At 54.0% G+C, this 17451-nt stretch carries 18 protein-coding genes and 1 other RNA gene; 9 read left to right on the forward strand and 10 right to left on the reverse strand.

The genetic code is table 11. The features are described from left to right. The 3 genes from ACFE33_RS13875 to ACFE33_RS13885 form a co-directional block, all read right to left on the reverse strand. Entirely contained in the window at positions 1–1092 is a 1092-nt protein-coding gene (locus ACFE33_RS13875; RefSeq protein ID WP_380054557.1) for a microcin C ABC transporter permease YejB, read from the reverse strand. A 13-nt stretch (positions 1093–1105) separates the two neighbouring features. Continuing rightward, entirely contained in the window at positions 1106–3016 is a 1911-nt protein-coding gene (locus tag ACFE33_RS13880) for an extracellular solute-binding protein (RefSeq protein ID WP_380054560.1), read from the reverse strand. A gap of 178 nt (positions 3017–3194) precedes the next feature. Beyond that, positions 3195–3719 (reverse strand): c-type cytochrome, encoded by a 525-nt coding sequence (locus ACFE33_RS13885; RefSeq protein WP_380054563.1) that lies wholly within the window; start codon positions 3717–3719, stop codon positions 3195–3197. Positions 3720–3840: 121 nt separating this feature from the next. Between ACFE33_RS13885 and ACFE33_RS13890 the strand changes: the two genes are divergently transcribed. After that, on the forward strand, positions 3841–4680 hold the full coding sequence (locus ACFE33_RS13890; protein ID WP_380054566.1) for a prephenate dehydratase: 840 nt from the start codon (positions 3841–3843) through the stop codon (positions 4678–4680). On the opposite strand, the gene ACFE33_RS13895 is transcribed toward ACFE33_RS13890, so the two are convergent. Next, positions 4677–5150 carry an SRPBCC family protein gene (locus tag ACFE33_RS13895; RefSeq protein WP_380054568.1) on the reverse strand — a complete coding sequence of 158 codons (474 nt, stop codon included), beginning with the start codon at positions 5148–5150 and terminating at the stop codon, positions 4677–4679. The genes ACFE33_RS13890 and ACFE33_RS13895 overlap by 4 nt on opposite strands. 31 nt (positions 5151–5181) lie before the next feature. Then, complete coding sequence (nudC, locus tag ACFE33_RS13900) at positions 5182–6138, reverse strand: NAD(+) diphosphatase (RefSeq protein ID WP_380058731.1); 957 nt, start codon at positions 6136–6138, stop codon at positions 5182–5184. A 167-nt stretch (positions 6139–6305) separates the two neighbouring features. Between nudC and ACFE33_RS13905 the strand changes: the two genes are divergently transcribed. The 6 genes from ACFE33_RS13905 (at position 6306) to recR (ending at position 12566) form a co-directional block, all read left to right on the forward strand. Then, positions 6306–8285: a bifunctional 2',3'-cyclic-nucleotide 2'-phosphodiesterase/3'-nucleotidase gene (locus tag ACFE33_RS13905; RefSeq protein ID WP_380054571.1), complete on the forward strand. Its 1980-nt coding sequence runs from the start codon at positions 6306–6308 to the stop codon at positions 8283–8285. A gap of 84 nt (positions 8286–8369) precedes the next feature. Continuing rightward, positions 8370–8468, forward strand: an RNA gene (ffs, locus tag ACFE33_RS13910) — signal recognition particle sRNA small type. A 171-nt stretch (positions 8469–8639) separates the two neighbouring features. Continuing rightward, complete coding sequence (gene rsgA / locus ACFE33_RS13915; protein WP_380054572.1) at positions 8640–9692, forward strand: ribosome small subunit-dependent GTPase A; 1053 nt, start codon at positions 8640–8642, stop codon at positions 9690–9692. A gap of 92 nt (positions 9693–9784) precedes the next feature. Beyond that, positions 9785–11563, forward strand: coding sequence for a DNA polymerase III subunit gamma/tau (locus ACFE33_RS13920; protein ID WP_380054574.1), 1779 nt, complete (start codon positions 9785–9787; stop codon positions 11561–11563). Positions 11564–11621: 58 nt separating this feature from the next. Continuing rightward, a complete protein-coding gene (locus ACFE33_RS13925; protein WP_380054577.1) occupies positions 11622–11966 on the forward strand; it encodes a YbaB/EbfC family nucleoid-associated protein in 345 nt (114 codons plus the stop codon). 6 nt (positions 11967–11972) lie between these two features. Beyond that, complete coding sequence (gene recR, locus ACFE33_RS13930) at positions 11973–12566, forward strand: recombination mediator RecR (RefSeq protein ID WP_380054579.1); 594 nt, start codon at positions 11973–11975, stop codon at positions 12564–12566. 48 nt (positions 12567–12614) lie between these two features. Here the strand turns inward: recR and ACFE33_RS13935 are convergent, their stop codons facing one another. Beyond that, positions 12615–13370 carry a DUF1013 domain-containing protein gene (locus ACFE33_RS13935; RefSeq protein WP_380054581.1) on the reverse strand — a complete coding sequence of 252 codons (756 nt, stop codon included), beginning with the start codon at positions 13368–13370 and terminating at the stop codon, positions 12615–12617. Between the two features lie 134 nt (positions 13371–13504). On the opposite strand from ACFE33_RS13935, the gene ACFE33_RS13940 reads away from it, so the two are divergent. After that, the gene (locus ACFE33_RS13940) at positions 13505–14146 is read left to right on the forward strand and encodes a ribonuclease T (RefSeq protein WP_380054584.1); all 642 of its coding nucleotides are present in this window, start codon (positions 13505–13507) and stop codon (positions 14144–14146) included. On the opposite strand, the gene ACFE33_RS13945 is transcribed toward ACFE33_RS13940, so the two are convergent. Continuing rightward, positions 14143–15132 (reverse strand): NAD(P)H-quinone oxidoreductase, encoded by a 990-nt coding sequence (locus ACFE33_RS13945; protein WP_380054587.1) that lies wholly within the window; start codon positions 15130–15132, stop codon positions 14143–14145. The two genes, ACFE33_RS13940 and ACFE33_RS13945, sit on opposite strands and share 4 nt — an antisense overlap. 9 nt (positions 15133–15141) lie before the next feature. Next, a complete protein-coding gene (locus ACFE33_RS13950) occupies positions 15142–15846 on the reverse strand; it encodes a COQ9 family protein (protein ID WP_380054589.1) in 705 nt (234 codons plus the stop codon). 113 nt (positions 15847–15959) lie between these two features. Between ACFE33_RS13950 and rpsU the strand changes: the two genes are divergently transcribed. Then, positions 15960–16166 carry a 30S ribosomal protein S21 gene (gene rpsU, locus ACFE33_RS13955; RefSeq protein ID WP_380054592.1) on the forward strand — a complete coding sequence of 69 codons (207 nt, stop codon included), beginning with the start codon at positions 15960–15962 and terminating at the stop codon, positions 16164–16166. A 90-nt stretch (positions 16167–16256) separates the two neighbouring features. Here the strand turns inward: rpsU and ACFE33_RS13960 are convergent, their stop codons facing one another. Together ACFE33_RS13960 and ACFE33_RS13965 are read right to left on the reverse strand one after the other, a co-directional pair. Next, entirely contained in the window at positions 16257–16793 is a 537-nt protein-coding gene (locus ACFE33_RS13960) for a hypothetical protein (protein ID WP_380054595.1), read from the reverse strand. Positions 16794–16860: 67 nt separating this feature from the next. After that, complete coding sequence (locus ACFE33_RS13965) at positions 16861–17319, reverse strand: Lrp/AsnC family transcriptional regulator (protein WP_380054598.1); 459 nt, start codon at positions 17317–17319, stop codon at positions 16861–16863. Positions 17320–17451 lie beyond the last annotated feature (132 nt).

The following is a 17451-nucleotide window of genomic DNA, read 5'->3' on the forward strand; positions in this document are numbered from 1 at the left end:
CTATTCTCCTCGGCTTTCAAAGTCGATCCGCGGATCAACGAAAACATACATGAGGTCCGAGAGAATCCCGATCACAAGCCCGATCAAACCGAAGAAAAACAGCGTTCCAAACACCAATGCGTAGTCACGTTTTACAGCCGCCTCAAAACCCAAACGCCCTAGCCCGTCGAGCGAGAAAATCGTTTCGATAATCACTGAGCCCGTCAGGAACACGGATAGGAAGAGCGCTGGGAAGCCGGCGATCACAATCAGCATCGCGTTGCGGAACACGTGGCCATACAAGACCCTCGATTCCGAAAGCCCCTTGGCACGGGCCGTCACCACATACTGTTTGCGGATCTCATCAAGGAAACTGTTTTTCGTAAGCAATGTAAGCCCCGCAAAGGAAGCAATCGTCATTGCCACTGTCGGAAGTGCGATGTGCCAGAAGTAATCCAGAATTTTGCCAACGAGGCTCAGACTCTCGAAATTATCCGAAGTCAGGCCGCGCAGCGGGAAAATCTGCCAATAAGAACCACCAGCAAAGAGTACGATCAACAGGATCGCAATCAGGAAGCCGGGCAAAGCATAGGCAACGATGATGATCCCGCTGGTCACGGTGTCAAATCGACTGCCGTCACGCACAGCTTTGCGAATCCCGAGTGGTATCGAAATAACATAGGCGATCAACGTCGACCAAAGCCCAAGTGATATTGATACCGGAAGCTTGTCCCACACAAGATCAAGAACCTTGCGGTCATGGTTGTAACTCTCGCCGAAGTCAAAGCGGATATAGTTCCACATCATGCTAAAGAACCGTTCGACCGGCGGTTTATCAAAGCCGAACTGCTTCTCCAGCTCCGCAATTGCCTCAGGCGGAAGGCCACGCGCGCCTACATATTTACTATCCCCCTCAAGAGAAGTGTCGCCCATTCCGGCATCACCCCCCGTGCCCGAGATTGATTGAAACACATCCCCCTCGCCCTCTAGCTCGGCGAGGATTTGCTCGATGGGTCCACCGGGGACAAACTGGGTTAATGTAAAATTAACCACCATAACACCGAACAGCGTTGGAATAATCAGCAAAAGCCGACGAAGTATATAGGCACCCATGTGTGTTCCCCGACTACTTTATTGCGCCAGAGGCAAGTAGCTCTTGGTAACGGTCCTGATCAACCCACCAATAATCAAGATAGCCCGGATCATATGGCGCAACTGGGTCGGGATGGCGATAATAGTCGAAATAGGCATAGGTATGCACATCTTTATACCACTGTAGCACAACGTATTTCTCGGCCCGTAGTACACGATCAAGCGCGCGAACCGCGACATGCAACTCTTCGCGCGTTTCGGCGTTGCGAATGACCTCAATCAGTGCGTCGATACCTTCGCTGCTGATGCCTGCGGGGTTAAAAATGCTCTCGGCTGCGGTCAGGCTTCCGAATTGCTGTAACAAGCCATCGCCGGGTTCATATCCTCCGCCCTCGTGCGCGGTGATAACATCATAGTCAAAGGTCTGACGAAGCTCGCTAAACTGCGCCGGATCGACGCGATTCAAGCGGGCGTTCACGCCAAGTGCGCGCAAATTCTCGACATATGGCGAAATCACACGGTCAAACGACGGGGACCGCTCAAGGAACTCAACATCAAGCGTTTCGCCATCCGCGTTGCGGCGGAGCCCATCGCTGCCGACAATCCAGCCGGCCTCGTCCAAGAGCGCCGAAGCCTTGCGTAGATTACCGCGATCCAGCTTGCGCGCTCCGGAAACAGGCGACATCACGGCGGGTTCTGTGAACACTTCTGGACGGAGCTTGTCTCGAATGGATTCAAGCAAGGCCAGTTCTTCGCCTTCTGGCAATCCGGTTGCTGCTAGCTCTGAATTTTCCCAGAATGAATTTACACGCTCGTACAATCCGTAAAACAGCGTCTCGTTTGACCATTCAAAATTGAACATCAACGCCAATGCCTCACGAACTCGGATGTCGCCAAATTTCTTGGCGCGCTCACCACGTTGATTGAAAACAAACGCCTGCCCCGAAGCAATGGTGCCGTCGGCAACCTCTTCTTGAACGATGGTTCCGTTACTCACCGCTGGGAAATCATATCCCGTTGCCCATGTCTTAGAGGTATTCTCAATGCGGAACCGAACCACACCTGATTTCAAGGCCTCGAACGCGGCGGTATCGTCGCCAAAGTACTCAATGCGAATGGTATCAAAGTTGCTGCGTCCGATATTGATCGGCAAGTCGGCACCCCAATAGTCTGGGTTGCGCACATATGTAAGACGACGCCCAACTTCTGTTTCGCCGCGCATATATGGCCCAGAGCCAAGCGGCGTGGTCAAACGGGATTCGTCCAGAATGGCGCCAGTTTCCTCAAACCAGCTACTCTGGAAAATGGGGAGCCCGCCAACGGTCTGAATAATCTCTCGTTTTGCAGCGTCCTCTTGAAAGTAAAACTTGATCGTATGCTCATCGATAATCTCGACCTTCTCAACTTGCGTTGACAATACCGCACGATACGAGGTCAGCCCCTCTTTCAGGAACAGATTGTAGACAAATTCTACATCCTTGGTGGTAACTGGCGACCCATCCGAGAACTTCGCCTCGGGGCGCAAGTAAAAGGTAACCCAAGATTTATCGGCCGGATACTCTATGGACTCGGCCAACAACCCGTAGCTTGCGCCAATCTCGTCCCCCACACTCGTCAACAGTGATTCATACATCACAGTCGAAAGCGCGCCTCCGGACCCCTTGCGCGAATAGGGGTTCATGGAATCAAATGAACCGACAAGCGCCAATGACATCTCGCCCCCCTTGGGCGCATCAGGATTTACGTAAGATAGGTGCTCAAAATCCTCAGCGTATTTCAACTCTCCGAATGTCGAGATACCGTGGCTTTTGATGACGTCCTGTGCATGAGCTGCGACAGTTCCCCAAAAGACAATTATCGCGGACAACAACATCGCCGCTGCCAACGATCGTTCACGCGTTACGCTGATTGCCTTGGCCTGATGGACGCGAGAGCTCTGAGACATGCTTATCCTCCGTACGCATTTTGCGATTGAGTTTATTATTGTTGGTAACAGCCTAATTACCCCGAGGATCAACATTCAAGTTGAGATTCCGTGAACAAGCGTGAAATTGCGAAAAAACAGCAAAAAGGGCCGCTCCATTTCTGGGCGGCCCTTCGAATTCTAAAACTATGGCGAATAATTAGCCGCCGAGTGTTTCAAGATACGCAATCAGGTTTGCGCGATCTTCTGCTTTTTTCAAGCCAGCAAAGCCCATTTTGGTGCCAGGTGCGTAACCTTTGGGGTTCTCAACGAAACCGTCGAGAGCTTCTGGTGTCCAAGCCCCATCCATTTCGACAAGAGCGTTAGAGAAGCTAAAGCCAGGCTCAGCACCAATGTCGCGGCCAACAATCGCGTGAAGCGTTGGGCCTGTGCCATTCGCGCCAGCTTCAACTTTGTGGCATGCTTTACATTTACCGAATACACGCTCGCCTTTGCCTACATCAGCAGAAGCAAGCAATTCTTCGAGGCTTGGGCCTTCTTCGGCCGTCTCTGTGGCGCCATCGGATTCTGTTTCAATCAAATAGCCTTGCTTGGCGTGATCATCCCCATGCGAGCTCCCGCCAGTGTGGTACAGAGCTTCAGCAGCCCAAGAACCCAAAAGGAAAACCAGTAGCGCCCCGCAAAAGGCACCGATTACTTTAGTCATAGTCATTGTGTCGAACATGTCGCGTTCCATCTCGATCGAAGGTTGGGGATTGTGTATCCTCTTCCATAAGCAAAGAGCAAGATGTAGTTACCGCGACGAAACGCCCTTTTTTGAAAAAATCCGCCCAGAGTGCCATAAAATGACAAAAATTATCTCTTATCAGGGTGAACCTGGATCATATTCACACCAAGCATGTCGTGAATCCTACCCTAATTATGAGCCCCTCCCCTGCGCGACATTTGAATCAGCGGTCGAGGCCGTTCGCCGAGGAGAGGCCGATTTGGGCATGATCGGGGTCGAGAATTCCACTTACGGTCGCGTTGCGGATGTACACTCTTTGCTACCCACGAGCGGGCTACACATTGTGGACGAGGCCTTCGTGCGCGTTCACATAAACCTGTTGGCGGTTCCGGGCACCAAACTAAGCGACGTTAAGCGTGTGCGCAGTATGTCTATCCTGCTGGGGCAATGCCGCGGGTTCTTGCGAGAGCATAACCTGAACACGCTGAATTGGTCTGACAATGCCGCCGCCGCGCGCGATGTCGCGGCTCTTGCCGATCCAACGGAAGCCGCTCTTGCGAGTGAGTTGGCGGGCGAAATCTACGGCCTCGACGTTCTTGCGCGCAAAATCGAGGATGAGGGTAACAACACTACCCGTTTTCTCGTTATGGCCCGCGAACCCAACCTTACACGCCGCGGCAAAGAAGGCATGATGACCAGCTTTGTTTTCCGCGTGCGCAACATTCCCGCCGCGCTCTACAAAGCAATGGGCGGATTTGCGACGAATGGTGTGAACATGACCAAGCTTGAGAGCTATATGGTCGGCGGCCACTTCACCGCGACACAATTCTACGCAGAAATTGAAGGCCACCCTGATGATCGCAGCGTACAGTTAGCGATGGAGGAGTTGGATTACTTCACCGATCATTTGGCGCTCTTGGGCGTTTACCCCGCCGCATCGCGCCGCCACAAGCCCTAGATAAGCCGACCTGTTTGGAAGCCATCCTCAAGCTCTTGGGCCAATTTGCCGATACGCTTGAGGAACTTCTGCTGCAGACGCTTTCGGGCAATTTTCAATGATTGCAGAACCAATCGCGCCGAGAGCGTTTTTGCCTTGGTATCCACAGCAATCTTGAGGCGCGTGCGTTTTTTGGAAAGCGGAACCACGTCCACGACTGCCGTCCCATGAATTCCACCACAAATCCCCTCAACGATGTATCCGTGATTGGCTGTGATTTCGATTAGCCGAGTTGTGGCGTTGCGCGGTTTGTTCCGAAACACAAAGCGCATTTTCCACCCTTTGAGCGCGCCGTCCAAGTCGGATTGCGCAAGCGGCTGAACTTCGAGCCCACGACGAAGCGCCGCACGCTCCATATGCGCAAAATCGGAAACGGCACGAAATACGAGATCAACAGGGGCTTCGATATCTTTAATGGCTTCAAATTTCATCTAGCGGCATCCTTCGTCGCTATTTCTTGCCTTACTCGAGCCGATCCGCAAGCCAGTTCGTCATAATAAAATGTGCAATAGAACCTTTTCTCGCCGCCGATATCTTTGGGTGCTCGCCCGCCATGACTTGCATAAGCTCCTCGCGACTAACCCAAATGGCCTCTTCGATCTCTACGGGGTCGATTTCAATGTCGCGATTCAACGCGATCCCATGACAGCCAATCATAAGCGAAGATGGGAACGCCCATGGCTGACTTGCCAAATAGGACACCTTGCCAACGCTGATGCGCGCCTCCTCAAAAACTTCGCGGCGCACGGCGGCCTCAAGGGTTTCTCCCGGCTCTACGAATCCGGCGAGCGTTGAGTACATACCCTCTGGCCATCCGGGGGTGCGCCCAAGCAAGAGATCGTTGCCATGCGTCACAAGCATAATGACAACAGGATCAGTGCGCGGAAAATGTACGCCACCGCAGGCGTCACAGTTGCGCTGCCAACCTGCCATCGCCATCATACTCTTGGCACCACATTTCGCACAGAATTGATGCGACGCATGCCAGTTGAACAATGCCTTGGCCGTTGCGATCAACTCTGCATCGCGTGCAGAAATTTGTGTCATCACGCTCCGCAACTCGGCGAAGATGTGGTCGTCGGGCAATGCTGGGTGGTTTTGCTCTGACGGATCAAAAAACTGCCCGACAAGCTCAAGGTCCTGATCCGGCGGTTCCCATGCGGATATATCAGAAGCGAACACTGCTTGCCCGTCATCCAATCCTAGGAAAATATACTCTCCACTCGCGCCCTCGAGTACGGCATCGCCGAGCGTCAGACGTGCCAATCTGGAGCTTCCAGCAAGTAGCACTTTTCCCCGCCAAAGTGGCAAGATCGCCGCCGATTTAAGCCGCAGCTCTATTTCGGCTTGATCGCTGCGCAAATGCGCGGCGCGGTCTAGGGCCGATCCGCCGAAAGTTACTGTCTCTGCGATTCTCAATTTGCTCACCTCAACTGCTTGGCGATAACTTCTTCTTTTCTATCGCAATTCGCAAGGGACTCTGACGGGCGTATTATGGCTTATGCTCGACATCAGCATTTTGTGAACCGTCACCTTTATGTCATTCTGCGGTGATATGGGTGCCGCAAATATCATCGGAGAATGTCATGAAACTCAACAATTCAACCCTTCTAAGTCGCCGTTCATTCGTCGCAGGAGCTGCCTTTGGCACAACAATGATTGCGCTACATCCGTTTTCGGCCCGCGCTGCCGCGAATCAAGCGCACCTGCGCATCATGGAAACAACCGACCTGCACGTGCATGTATTTCCGTATGATTATTACTCTGACCGTCCAATCGACACCGTAGGCCTTGCGCGTACTGCGACGCATATCGCGGATATCCGCGCCGAAGCCACAAACTCGCTCTTGCTTGATAACGGTGACTTCCTTCAAGGGAACCCGATGGGCGACTACATTGCCTATGAGCGCGGCATGAAAGAAGGGGATATGCACCCGATTATCGCCGCCATGAACACCGTCGGGTTTGACGCCTCGACGCTTGGGAACCACGAATTCAACTATGGTCTGGACTTCCTGATGAAGTCACTCGCAGGCGCGAACTTCCCTGTCGTTTCCGCAAACGTATTACTGGAACGCGGCGCGACACCGCGCGAGGACAAAACACTTCTCAAGCCATACGTCATTCTGGAGCGCACCATCAAAGACGGCAATGGAAGCGAGCACCCGATCAAGATCGGCATGATCGGATTCGTTCCGCCTCAAATCATGAGCTGGGATCGCCGCCACCTAGAGGGGAATGTCTCGGCGCGGGATATCGTTGAAACCGCGCGCGCCTATGTTCCAGAAATGAAAGAAGCCGGCGCGGACATCATTATTGCGCTGTCCCACTCTGGTATTGGATCTGCGGACGAAACCGATTTGATGGAGAACGCATCCGTTCCACTTGCGGCCGTTGACGGCATTGATGCAATTATGACCGGTCATAACCACCTTGTGTTCCCCGGAACGGCATTTGCCGACTTTGCGGCAGTAGACGCAGAAAAAGGCACTATTCACGGCAAACCAGCCGCGATGGGCGGTTTCTGGGGGAGCCACCTCGGGGTCATCGATTTGATGCTCGAAAACTCTGGCGGCGAATGGAAGGTCGCAGCGCACACATCCGAAGCACGCCCAATTTCCAAACGCAACGAAGATCGCTCGGTAACAGCACTTGTCGCGAGCCAAGAAGCGGTACTTGCTTCGGTACAAAAAGAGCACGACGACACCCTCGCCTATGTTCGCCGCGCAGTTGGCAAAACCAGCGCCCCACTCCACAGCTATTTCGCTCTGGTCGCGGATGATCCTTCGGTTCAGATCGTCTCGAACGCGCAAAAGTGGTACATTGGTGAAATGCTTGTCGGCACTGCTTACGAAGGATTGCCAATACTTTCGGCTGCTGCTCCGTTCAAAGCGGGCGGTCGCGGTGGGCCCGATTACTATACGGACGTTCCCGCAGGTGATGTCGCGATCAAGAACGTCGCTGATCTCTATCTCTATCCGAACACAGCGCGGGCCGTAAAAGTGAGCGGCGCACAGCTGAAGGATTGGCTTGAGCGCTCAGCGGGAATGTTCAATCAGGTCGAAGTCGGCAAAGCTGATCAGCCGCTCCTGAATAGTGAGTTCCCAAGCTACAACTTTGACGTCATCGACGGGGTCACCTATGAAATCGACCTTTCACAACCCTCCAAGTTTTCAACTGATGGGGAGTTGCTGAATCCCGACGCCAACAGGATTGTTAATCTCGCATTCGAAGGTGCGCCCGTAACGGACGATCAAGAGTTCGTCATCGCCACGAACAACTACCGCGCGTCCGGCGGTGGCTCGTTCCCCGGTGCGATGGGAGATACGATCATCTTTGAGGGTCCAGACACCAACCGCGACGTGATTGTGCGTTACATCGTTGACCAAGGCACAATTAATCCGGAAGCGGACGCGAACTGGGTGTTCAAATCTCTGCCAGACACGTCAGTGCTCTTTGACACAGGGCCAAAAGGCAAGGATTACATGGCTGATGTGAAATCCCTCACCATCGAAGAAGCTGGCGACGGGCCGGATGGGTTTGCCCGCTATCGCATTCAACTTTGATTCAAAAAAATTGGGGGCACATTGCGTTGCCCCCAATGAAACCTAGCCCTTGAAACCTATGGCGACTCGGACTAATTACACAGTTGAGAGGTTGGCGCGGGCGAACGCCTCGCCAACTCGGTCAGGTCCGGAAGGAAGCAGCCGTAACGAGATTAGTTTGGGTCGATGTCCAATCTCTCACCTTACAACGTCGCGCAATGCGCACCAATTTGCCTAGGAGGATTTCATGATTGTCGCTTTTGTCCTTCGGGCAAAACTGCTGTAACGCAGCTCTCTCTGTGAACCAGATTTGCCCTTGCATGCGTCCAAGCCAAACGGCTCTGGGCTTCTTTTTTCTTTGCAAAGAGCAAAACAATGACATCTGAAACAACTCTTGACGACCTTGGCTGGGATGATTTTTTCCAGTCACAACTTTCCGATGACGACGCCGATTTCACGCCGATGCGTGTGTCCGAGGTCCATCGCGACAAAATCCGCGCGCTTTCGACCGACGAAGCGCACCTGATTGTATTCCCCTCTCATATCAACTCTGGCGATGTCGCCGTTGGGGATTGGGTCTTGGTAGATGCAGATATCGGGCGCCTAGTACGGGTATTTGAGCGGAAATCCTGCTTAACCAGACGCGCGGCAGGACCAGACTTACGCAAGCAACTCGTGGCGGCGAATGTCGACACGCTGTTTATCGTGACATCTTGCAACGCCGATTTTAACGAAGCACGCCTTGAGCGTTTCATTTCAATGGCATTCGAAGCGGGCAGCACCCCCGTAATCGTCGCAACCAAAGCAGACACCGCCGAGGATGCCGCCGATTACCTTGCACGCGCAGAACGGCTGTCATTCGGGCAGGTCGCCTTGGCCATTAACGCACATGATCCGGACGACCTTGCGCGGCTTTCGCCATGGTGCGGCCCAAAACAGACAATTGCGCTTTTGGGATCGTCTGGTGTTGGCAAGACGACAATCACTAATGGGCTTGCCGGCACCAACGAAGCTACGGCAGGCATTCGCGAAGATGACGCGCGCGGACGCCATACCACAACCGCACGCTCGCTCCATCGTATCAAGGGGGGCGGATGGCTTCTTGATACTCCGGGAATGCGGGAATTCGGGCTGTATGATGCCTCTGAGGGGATCAACGCCGTCTTTCAGGATGTGACGCAATACGCCGATCAGTGCAAATTCCGCGATTGCGCCCACGAAAGCGAACCAGGCTGTGCGGTCCAAGCCGCGATCGAGGCAGGTGATCTTGATCCGGAACGGCTGAAGCGCTGGAAAAAGCTTCAACGCGAGGACATGATTCAGACAGAAACCGTCGCTCAGACGCGCAAGCGCTCTCGTACAACGGAAAAAATGTACAAAAGCGCCAAGCAACTTCGCGCCCACCGCAGAAAATTCGGCGACGACTAACGCTTGGCCCTATTTCGACACGAAAAGCAACGCACGGCGCTGGACCTTGGGCAAGGGGATCAGTAACCTGTCGCTAACGAAATGAGGGTGACATGAGCGAAACAGAAACTGGCAACACTTCAAGCAGCGGATACCAAGTTCTTGCCCGCAAATACCGCCCCGAAGTGTTTGCCGATCTGGTGGGTCAGGAACCCATGGTTCGCACGCTCAAGAATGCGTTCGAAGCGGACCGTATCGCGCAGGCCTTCGTGATGACAGGCATTCGCGGAACCGGCAAGACCACGACAGCACGTATCATTGCGAAGGGCATGAATTGTATTGGTCCCGACGGCAATGGCGGCCCCACAACCGAACCTTGCGGTCAGTGCGAGCACTGTGTTGCGATCATGGAAGGGCGCCACGTAGACGTCATGGAAATGGATGCCGCGAGTCGCACTGGTGTGAACGATATTCGCGAGATTATTGAAAGCGTCGCCTATCGTGCGGCCTCCGCGCGTTACAAGATCTATATCATTGACGAGGTTCACATGCTCTCGACAAGCGCCTTCAACGCGCTTCTCAAAACGCTCGAGGAACCCCCCGCACACGTCAAATTCATCTTTGCCACAACGGAAATCCGCAAAGTTCCCGTGACGGTTCTATCCCGGTGTCAGCGTTTTGATCTGCGCCGCATTGAGCCCGAAGTGATGATCGCCCTTATGCGCAAAATCGCCAAGGCCGAGAATGCGGAAATCACTGACGATGCGCTCGCGTTGATCACCCGCGCGTCCGAAGGGTCCGCGCGTGACGCAACTTCGCTTTTGGATCAGGCAATCGCCCACGGTGCAGGAGAAACAACCGCGGATCAGGTTCGCGCCATGCTTGGCCTCGCGGACCGAGGGCGGGTATTGGACCTGTTCGATATGATCGTGCGCGGCGATGCAGCCGCCGCAATGAACGAACTCTCCGAACAATATGGAGATGGGGCCGACCCGATGGCGATTCTGCGTGACCTTGCTGAAATCACGCATTGGGTATCGGTCATCAAAATCACTCCCGAAGCTGCCGAGGATCCGACAGTATCGCCAGATGAGCGGATGCGCGGCCAAGCAATGGCCGAAAAGCTACCCATGCGGGTAATGACGCGCATGTGGCAAATGCTCCTCAAAGCACTGGAAGAAGTCGCGGCCGCACCGAATGCGATGATGGCTGCGGAAATGGCGATCATTCGCCTAACCCATGTCGCCGACCTGCCGACACCCGGTGATCTGGTAAAGAAGCTCAATGATGCCACTCCGCCCCCCGCTGGCCCCAATGGCGGCGGAGCGCCGCAGCATTCAGGCTCCACGGTTTCTGCGCAAGGGGCCACCTCCATCGCCCCCACGCACGGCGGTAGTGCAACACAGATGGTTGCAGGCGGTGGAACCGCCGCCGTCGCCAGCCCTGACGTAGCGCTCGCCCGATTTGCGCGCTTCGAAAACGTCGTCGAGCTAATCAGGAGCCATCGCGACGTCAAACTCCTCGTCGAGGTAGAGACTGGCGTTCAACTTGCGAATTACGCACCGGGACGGATTGAATTCCAACCGACCGAAGATGCTCCGCGTGATCTGGCGCAACGCCTTGGCCAACAGCTTCATCTGTGGACGGGCGCGCGATGGGCGGTAACGCTGGTAAACGAAGGTGGCGCGCCGACGATTGCTTCGGTTCGCGATGCCGAAAAGATGGCCGTCAAACAAGAAGCCGAGGCACACCCGCTTGTTCAGGCCGTCATTGCCGAATTCCCTGGCGCAAAAATCACCGAGATTAAAACACTCAAGGAACTCGCAGCAGAGGCAGCAAGCAGCGCCCTCCCCGAGGTTGAGGACGAGTGGGATCCGTTTGAGGACAGCTAGGTTGCAAGCGGGCCAATACGCCCCCATCTACTAGAAAACACACTAAGGAGACGCACGAATGTTCAAAGGATTGGGCCAAATGGGCGATATGGCCAAAATGATGAAGGCCGCTCAGGAAATGCAGGGCAAAATGGCCGAGATGCAAGAAGGCCTCAACAGTATCACCGTAACAGGTGAAAGCGGCGCGGGCCTTGTGAAGGCAACAGCGACGGCCAAGGGTGAACTGACGGGCCTCGACATCGACCCGAAAATCTTTGATCCGAACGAAAAAGAAGTCGTTGAGGACCTCATCCTTGCCGCGATCAAAGACGCGCAAGTTCGCGCGAGCGAGCGGAGCCAACAAGAAATGGCCAAACTCACCGAAGGGTTGGGACTTCCTGCCGATATGAAGCTTCCGTTCTAAACACGCATGAATGATAGTACGCGCGACATTGAGCACCTCATCGGCCTTATGGCCAAGCTCCCCGGACTTGGACCGCGCTCTGCGCGGCGCGCGGTGCTTCACCTCATCAAAAAACGCGCGGTCGTGATGACACCGCTTGCAGATGCGTTGCAGAAAGTCGCAGCGACGGCGCGTGAGTGCGTGAACTGCGGGAATATCGGCACACAGGATCGCTGCGATATCTGTACCAACGAGAAGCGCGCGACTGGGCAGCTTTGCGTGGTTGAGGATGTCGCGGATCTTTGGGCGATGGAGCGCGGTCAGGCATTCGGTGGACGGTATCACGTACTAGGTGGAACGCTGTCCGCTCTTGATGCCGTCGGTCCGGAGGAGTTGCGCATACCCAAGTTGCTAGGCCGTATCCGCGACGAAAACATTACCGAGGTGGTCCTTGCGCTAAACGCCACTGTCGACGGTCAAACCACCGCGCATTACATTGCCGAGCAACTTGGCGATGTAGCGGTTACTTCGCTTGCACAGGGTGTCCCGATAGGTGGCGAGCTTGATTACCTTGATGACGGAACCATCCAAGCCGCATTTAGAGCGCGCAAGCAGTTCTAAAAGAGGCCCCTGCGTAGATCACGAGGGGCCTTCTTTATTTCAAACCTATTACGGTTGTTCGTCGTCCGTGCCGCTTTCTGGCAGGTTAAAGAACTCGTCCGCGTTCGGTACGTCGGAATTCTCTTTTTCTTCCTCTTCGTCACGCGGATCGCCAGAGAAGCTAAACGTTGCCAGCTCTTCGATGGCCGAGTTCACACGAGGTGCAGCTTCCATACCAAGGCTCTGCTCGGTCGAAACAAGCTTGCGGCGCTCGTCATCGCTCATGACGTTGCCTTCTTTGGCGCGTTTCGCAGCGGCTTTCTGAACTTCTTTGTCCAATTCGCTCTGCTTACACAGGCCAAGCGCAACTGGGTCGATTGGTTGAATGTTTGCAATATTCCAGTGGGTGCGCTCGCGGATCGCTTGAATTGTTGGCTTGGTTGTCCCAACGAGCTTGCTGACCTGACCGTCGCTCAACTCTGGGTGAAATTTCACCAGCCACAGAATCGACGCAGGGCGGTCTTGACGCTTGGAAAGCGGTGTATAGCGCGGGCCGCGGCGTTTCTCTTCGCCAACAGCGGAAGCGTTGAATTTCAGCTTGAGTTTATAGAGCGGGTTATCCTCGCCCTTCTTGATTTCTTCGGCAGTGAGCTGATTGTTAGCGACCGGATCAAATCCCTTCACACCTGTCGCCACGTCGCCGTCGGCAATGCCTTGGACTTCCAACTCGTGGAATCCACAAAATTCCGCAACCTGCTTGAACGTCAGTGTTGTGTTATCCACCAACCATACTGCGGTGGCGCGTGCCATAATTGGTTTGGCCATGATCCATCTCCTATACAACATCCCGAACATATCTTCCCTGTGCCCTGGAAGGGGCGACCCTCATTCGGGCGGGTTCTCATTGTCGGGGAACTTAGGGTGTATATAGTGCTCACAATGAAAAGAGGAAAGGGAAAATGCGTTTTTTACTCGCTTGCCTTTGTTTTGTGCTGGTTATTGCCAGTCAATCGCGTGCTGAAAACGAGCCTGCGGGGGAGTTTGACTATTATATGCTATCGCTAAGCTGGTCTCCGAACTGGTGCAAACTGGATGGCGATGCCAAGAATAGCGACCAATGCGATCCGCGCCATGATTTTGGATGGGTCCTACATGGGCTCTGGCCACAGTATGAAAATGGCTGGCCAAGCTATTGCCGCACAACAGCTCCCAATCCACCGCGAAGCCTTACGAACGGCATGGCGGATATTATGGGAACCTCCGGACTTGCGTGGTATCAATGGAAAAAGCATGGCCGATGCTCGGGGCTAAACGCAGAGGATTACTTTGCCACCGCGCGGCAGGCATTCGAGAGCGTCCAGAAACCCGCCGTATTGCGCAAGGTAAGCACCCCGCTCGCCATCCCGCCAATTGTGATTGAGGCCGCATTCATAGAAGCAAACCCGCACCTGCAACCAGACGGCATCACGATCACCTGCAAGGCAAATCACATCCAAGAAGCGCGCATCTGCCTGACGAAATTACTTGAGCCAAGAGAGTGCGGCGCGGATGTGCGGCGTGATTGCACCGCTCCGTCGCCTCTTTTTACGCCGATCCGCTAGGTTATCTTCAGAACGATTTTTCCAATATGTTCAGACCCTTCCATGCGCTCATGCGCGGCGGCAGCATCCTCTAGGGCAAATTCATTGTCCATGACGGGGGCGATCTTGCCTGACGACAAAAGCGGCCAAACCTCTGCGCGCAACTCTGACGCAATGCGGGCTTTGGCCAAATCACTTTGAGGGCGTAGCGTGCTGCCTGTAATGGTCAGTCGCCGCGTCATGACCTGCATGAAGTTCACTTTTTCTTTGAACCCCTGCAAGAATGCAATCTGAACCAACCGACCGTCATCAGCCAACGCATTGATATTGCGCTGCAGATACTCACCGCCGACCATATCCAAAATCAAGTCCGCGCCACCTTGGGCTTTCATCTCTTCGCTGAAATCCACTTTGCGATAATTCATCGAGCGCTCTGCACCGAGTGCCTCACAAGCAGCGCATTTTTCATCCGAGCCCGCCGTCGCAAAGACCCGCGCCCCACGCGATTTGGCAAGCTGAATTGCGGTTGTTCCGATACCAGAACTCCCGCCGTGCACCAAGAAGCGCTCACCAGCTTCAAGACCTCCGCGCTGGAATACGTTGCTCCAGACGGTGAAAAAGGTTTCGGGCAGACAAGCCGCCTGCTTTGCGTCCAAACCTTTGGGAACTGGCAAGCAATGCGCCGCCGGACAGGCCACATATTCTGCGTACCCACCCCCTGGCAATAGCGCACAAACAGAATCACCCACAGCAATTGAAGTGACCCCAGCGCCGATGGCAACGACCTCGCCTGCCCCCTCAAGACCGGGCAAATCGCTTGCTGTCTTGGGTGGATGATAAAGCCCCGCGCGTTGCAAAGCGTCGGGACGATTCACCCCTGCGTAGGCCAGCTTGATCACCACTTCATGCGGTCCCGCAATCGGGATTGGCCGCCGTGTTTCACGCAGGACTTCTGGGCCGCCAAACGCCGAGATTTCAATGGCGCGCATTGTATCTGAAGTGCTCATGTTTTCTTTTTAACTCACGTCCTTGGGGTTCCAATGTCCGGGTAGATCTTCCCGATGTGTACGTGATTGGGGCGCACGTATGCCGGACATCACCTTCGACGGCCCCGCCATCAATTTACTTAGAAGCGGATTCTTGCGGACCGATGATTTAAATTTTTCGATCTGCATGACGTTATCAATACGACGCTCAAGAAACTCCCATGTGGCGGATGAATCTAGCGTATCATCGCCCAGCCAATACAGAACTGTTGAGGCATAAACCCCTGATAATGTAGCACGTTTCGTGTACCAATTCACATCATCAGATGTATCTCCAAGCGCATTCCAAATTGCGTCGCAGGTACCCCAAATCAGCTTGCTTCCTTCGGCCGCATTTTGCGGGAGTGCAAAAAGCGCTGAACCTTTGCGCACCGCTTCTTTGTCATCTACGGCCTCAATTCGAAATTTGACCGCCGCCGAGATCCGATCCCGAAACCGCATTTCAGAAAGATCCGTGGCGGCTAGCCTCTCAAGCATCGCCGCATCCCCTGCGTGATGAAAGGCGATCGCAAGGCCAATGCCGCCGTTTGGATACGCAGCTTTGGCATCTTCGGGCGAAACACCCGCATCAATCGCAGCTTCGGCCAAGGTCGCTTCGCTCCAACCATCGAACGCGACATGAGGCAAAGCGGCCTTAAGCAGCTCGGTCTTGATATCCATTACTTGGTCTGTCATCTCGCACTCCTCCGCGTAAAGCATCCTAGTAGACAATTCGTTTCTCACTTGCTATACCGCCACTTCCTGCAACTTTATGCAAACTCTAAACTTAGAAAGGTGGTGAAAACCACATGCAGGTTTCTGTTCGTGATAACAACGTCGATCAAGCACTTCGTGCGCTGAAAAAGAAGCTCCAGCGTGAAGGGGTTTTTCGTGAGATGAAGCTCAAGCAGCATTTCGAAAAACCGTCCGAGAAGAAAGCTCGTGAGAAGGCCGAAGCAATTCGTCGTTCGCGCAAGTTCGCTCGCAAGAAATTGCAACGTGAGAACGGCCTTTAAGGTCGCCTGACGGATCGATTTCACTGAATAGGCGGGGCAACCCGTTTCTTAAAACCCCCGCGGTTCGCCGACGGGGGTTTTGTTTTGCCGTCATGTATCTGCGAATTGTGCTTTGAAACGTTCCATATCTAGCGGCCGTTCGTTCAGCGCCTCCGGATCCCACTCACTTCGCTCGGCTTCGAAAAAATCACCGCCGTATACATGAATAGCGCCGGTAAGGCGCGGTATCGGATTGGTAACGGAATGTATGATATCCTTGCCAAGCGGCGTGACATCCCCCACCGAGAGAGACTTGGCGCCCGCTGCCTCGATATGCCCATCAGGGTCATCCTTAATCCGGCGCCAAAATATATTATCCTCGCGCCCTGAATAGATTCCGATGTTTGCCCACATTTCGTGATTATGGGGCTGAAGCGTCATCTTGGGGCTCCAGACCACATTCACAATCGTCAAATCCGAGGCCTGAAATATCGGCTTAATTCCCGGGGTGTCAGGCTCCCCTAATTCGTTGATGATATTGCTGACGTCACTAAAATAGCTGCGAAGTACCTCTGATACCTCTTTCTGCCCGCCTCCTCGGCGGACGGCGTCGCGGCACTCTTCCACAAAACGCTCCAGCGTCGGCATAATAACCTCCTTAAGCATGTGAATAAGGAGGTATTATAGCACATTTCCAACATTCGACCAAAATCGCCTACACGGGCATCGCCGTTGTCTTGAAAACGGTCCTTAGGGCAAAGCTGCTCTGCATCTGGGTAACTTCGGGAAGGCGCGATAAATGCCGACGATGGATTTGCGCGAACTCCTCAGTATCTTTTGCCACAACCTTAAGAAGGTAATCCGCCGTACCCGCCATCAGATGACACTCCAAGACATCAGGAATCAACGCCACGGCCTTTTCAAATGCGTCCAGTATCTCATCCGATTGGCCAGAGAGCGTAATCTCTACGAAAACAGTCGTCTGCCGCCCCACCTTTCGCGGGTTAAGAAGCGCAACATAATCCCGAATATACCCCTCGGACTCAAGATATTGCACGCGCCGGTGGCACGCCGATGGCGAAAGATTGATCCGCTCGGACAATTGCGCGTTCGTAATGCGCCCCTGCTTTTGAAGCACCTCTAGAATCCGTCGATCTGTACTGTCTAATTTCATATTTCCGTAGATTCCTTCGATTTTTCCGTCAATTAGTGATAGAATTTCCCGAATACTTATCTTTTGACGGGAGTAATTTCAAAGCAATTGCGCAAATTATTTCGCAAAATAGCGCCAAACGGAGGAGCTACT

The organism is Falsihalocynthiibacter sp. SS001 (genome assembly GCF_042445055.1).
Lineage (GTDB): Bacteria > Pseudomonadota > Alphaproteobacteria > Rhodobacterales > Rhodobacteraceae > Falsihalocynthiibacter.

Excerpts from the sequence above, each read along its gene's own strand:
- ACFE33_RS13875 (WP_380054557.1), bottom strand. The coding sequence starts at position 1,092 with ATGGGTGCCTATATACTTCGTCGGCTTTTGCTGATTATTCCAACGCTG.
- ACFE33_RS13880 (WP_380054560.1), bottom strand. The coding sequence starts at position 3,016 with ATGTCTCAGAGCTCTCGCGTCCATCAGGCCAAGGCAATCAGCGTAACG.
- ACFE33_RS13885 (WP_380054563.1), bottom strand. The coding sequence starts at position 3,719 with ATGTTCGACACAATGACTATGACTAAAGTAATCGGTGCCTTTTGCGGG.
- ACFE33_RS13890 (WP_380054566.1), top strand. The coding sequence starts at position 3,841 with ATGACAAAAATTATCTCTTATCAGGGTGAACCTGGATCATATTCACAC.
- ACFE33_RS13895 (WP_380054568.1), bottom strand. The coding sequence starts at position 5,150 with ATGAAATTTGAAGCCATTAAAGATATCGAAGCCCCTGTTGATCTCGTA.
- ACFE33_RS13905 (WP_380054571.1), top strand. The coding sequence starts at position 6,306 with ATGAAACTCAACAATTCAACCCTTCTAAGTCGCCGTTCATTCGTCGCA.
- rsgA (WP_380054572.1), top strand. The coding sequence starts at position 8,640 with ATGACATCTGAAACAACTCTTGACGACCTTGGCTGGGATGATTTTTTC.
- ACFE33_RS13920 (WP_380054574.1), top strand. The coding sequence starts at position 9,785 with ATGAGCGAAACAGAAACTGGCAACACTTCAAGCAGCGGATACCAAGTT.
- ACFE33_RS13925 (WP_380054577.1), top strand. The coding sequence starts at position 11,622 with ATGTTCAAAGGATTGGGCCAAATGGGCGATATGGCCAAAATGATGAAG.
- recR (WP_380054579.1), top strand. The coding sequence starts at position 11,973 with ATGAATGATAGTACGCGCGACATTGAGCACCTCATCGGCCTTATGGCC.
- ACFE33_RS13935 (WP_380054581.1), bottom strand. The coding sequence starts at position 13,370 with ATGGCCAAACCAATTATGGCACGCGCCACCGCAGTATGGTTGGTGGAT.
- ACFE33_RS13940 (WP_380054584.1), top strand. The coding sequence starts at position 13,505 with ATGCGTTTTTTACTCGCTTGCCTTTGTTTTGTGCTGGTTATTGCCAGT.
- ACFE33_RS13945 (WP_380054587.1), bottom strand. The coding sequence starts at position 15,132 with ATGAGCACTTCAGATACAATGCGCGCCATTGAAATCTCGGCGTTTGGC.
- ACFE33_RS13950 (WP_380054589.1), bottom strand. The coding sequence starts at position 15,846 with ATGACAGACCAAGTAATGGATATCAAGACCGAGCTGCTTAAGGCCGCT.
- rpsU (WP_380054592.1), top strand. The coding sequence starts at position 15,960 with ATGCAGGTTTCTGTTCGTGATAACAACGTCGATCAAGCACTTCGTGCG.
- ACFE33_RS13960 (WP_380054595.1), bottom strand. The coding sequence starts at position 16,793 with ATGCCGACGCTGGAGCGTTTTGTGGAAGAGTGCCGCGACGCCGTCCGC.
- ACFE33_RS13965 (WP_380054598.1), bottom strand. The coding sequence starts at position 17,319 with ATGAAATTAGACAGTACAGATCGACGGATTCTAGAGGTGCTTCAAAAG.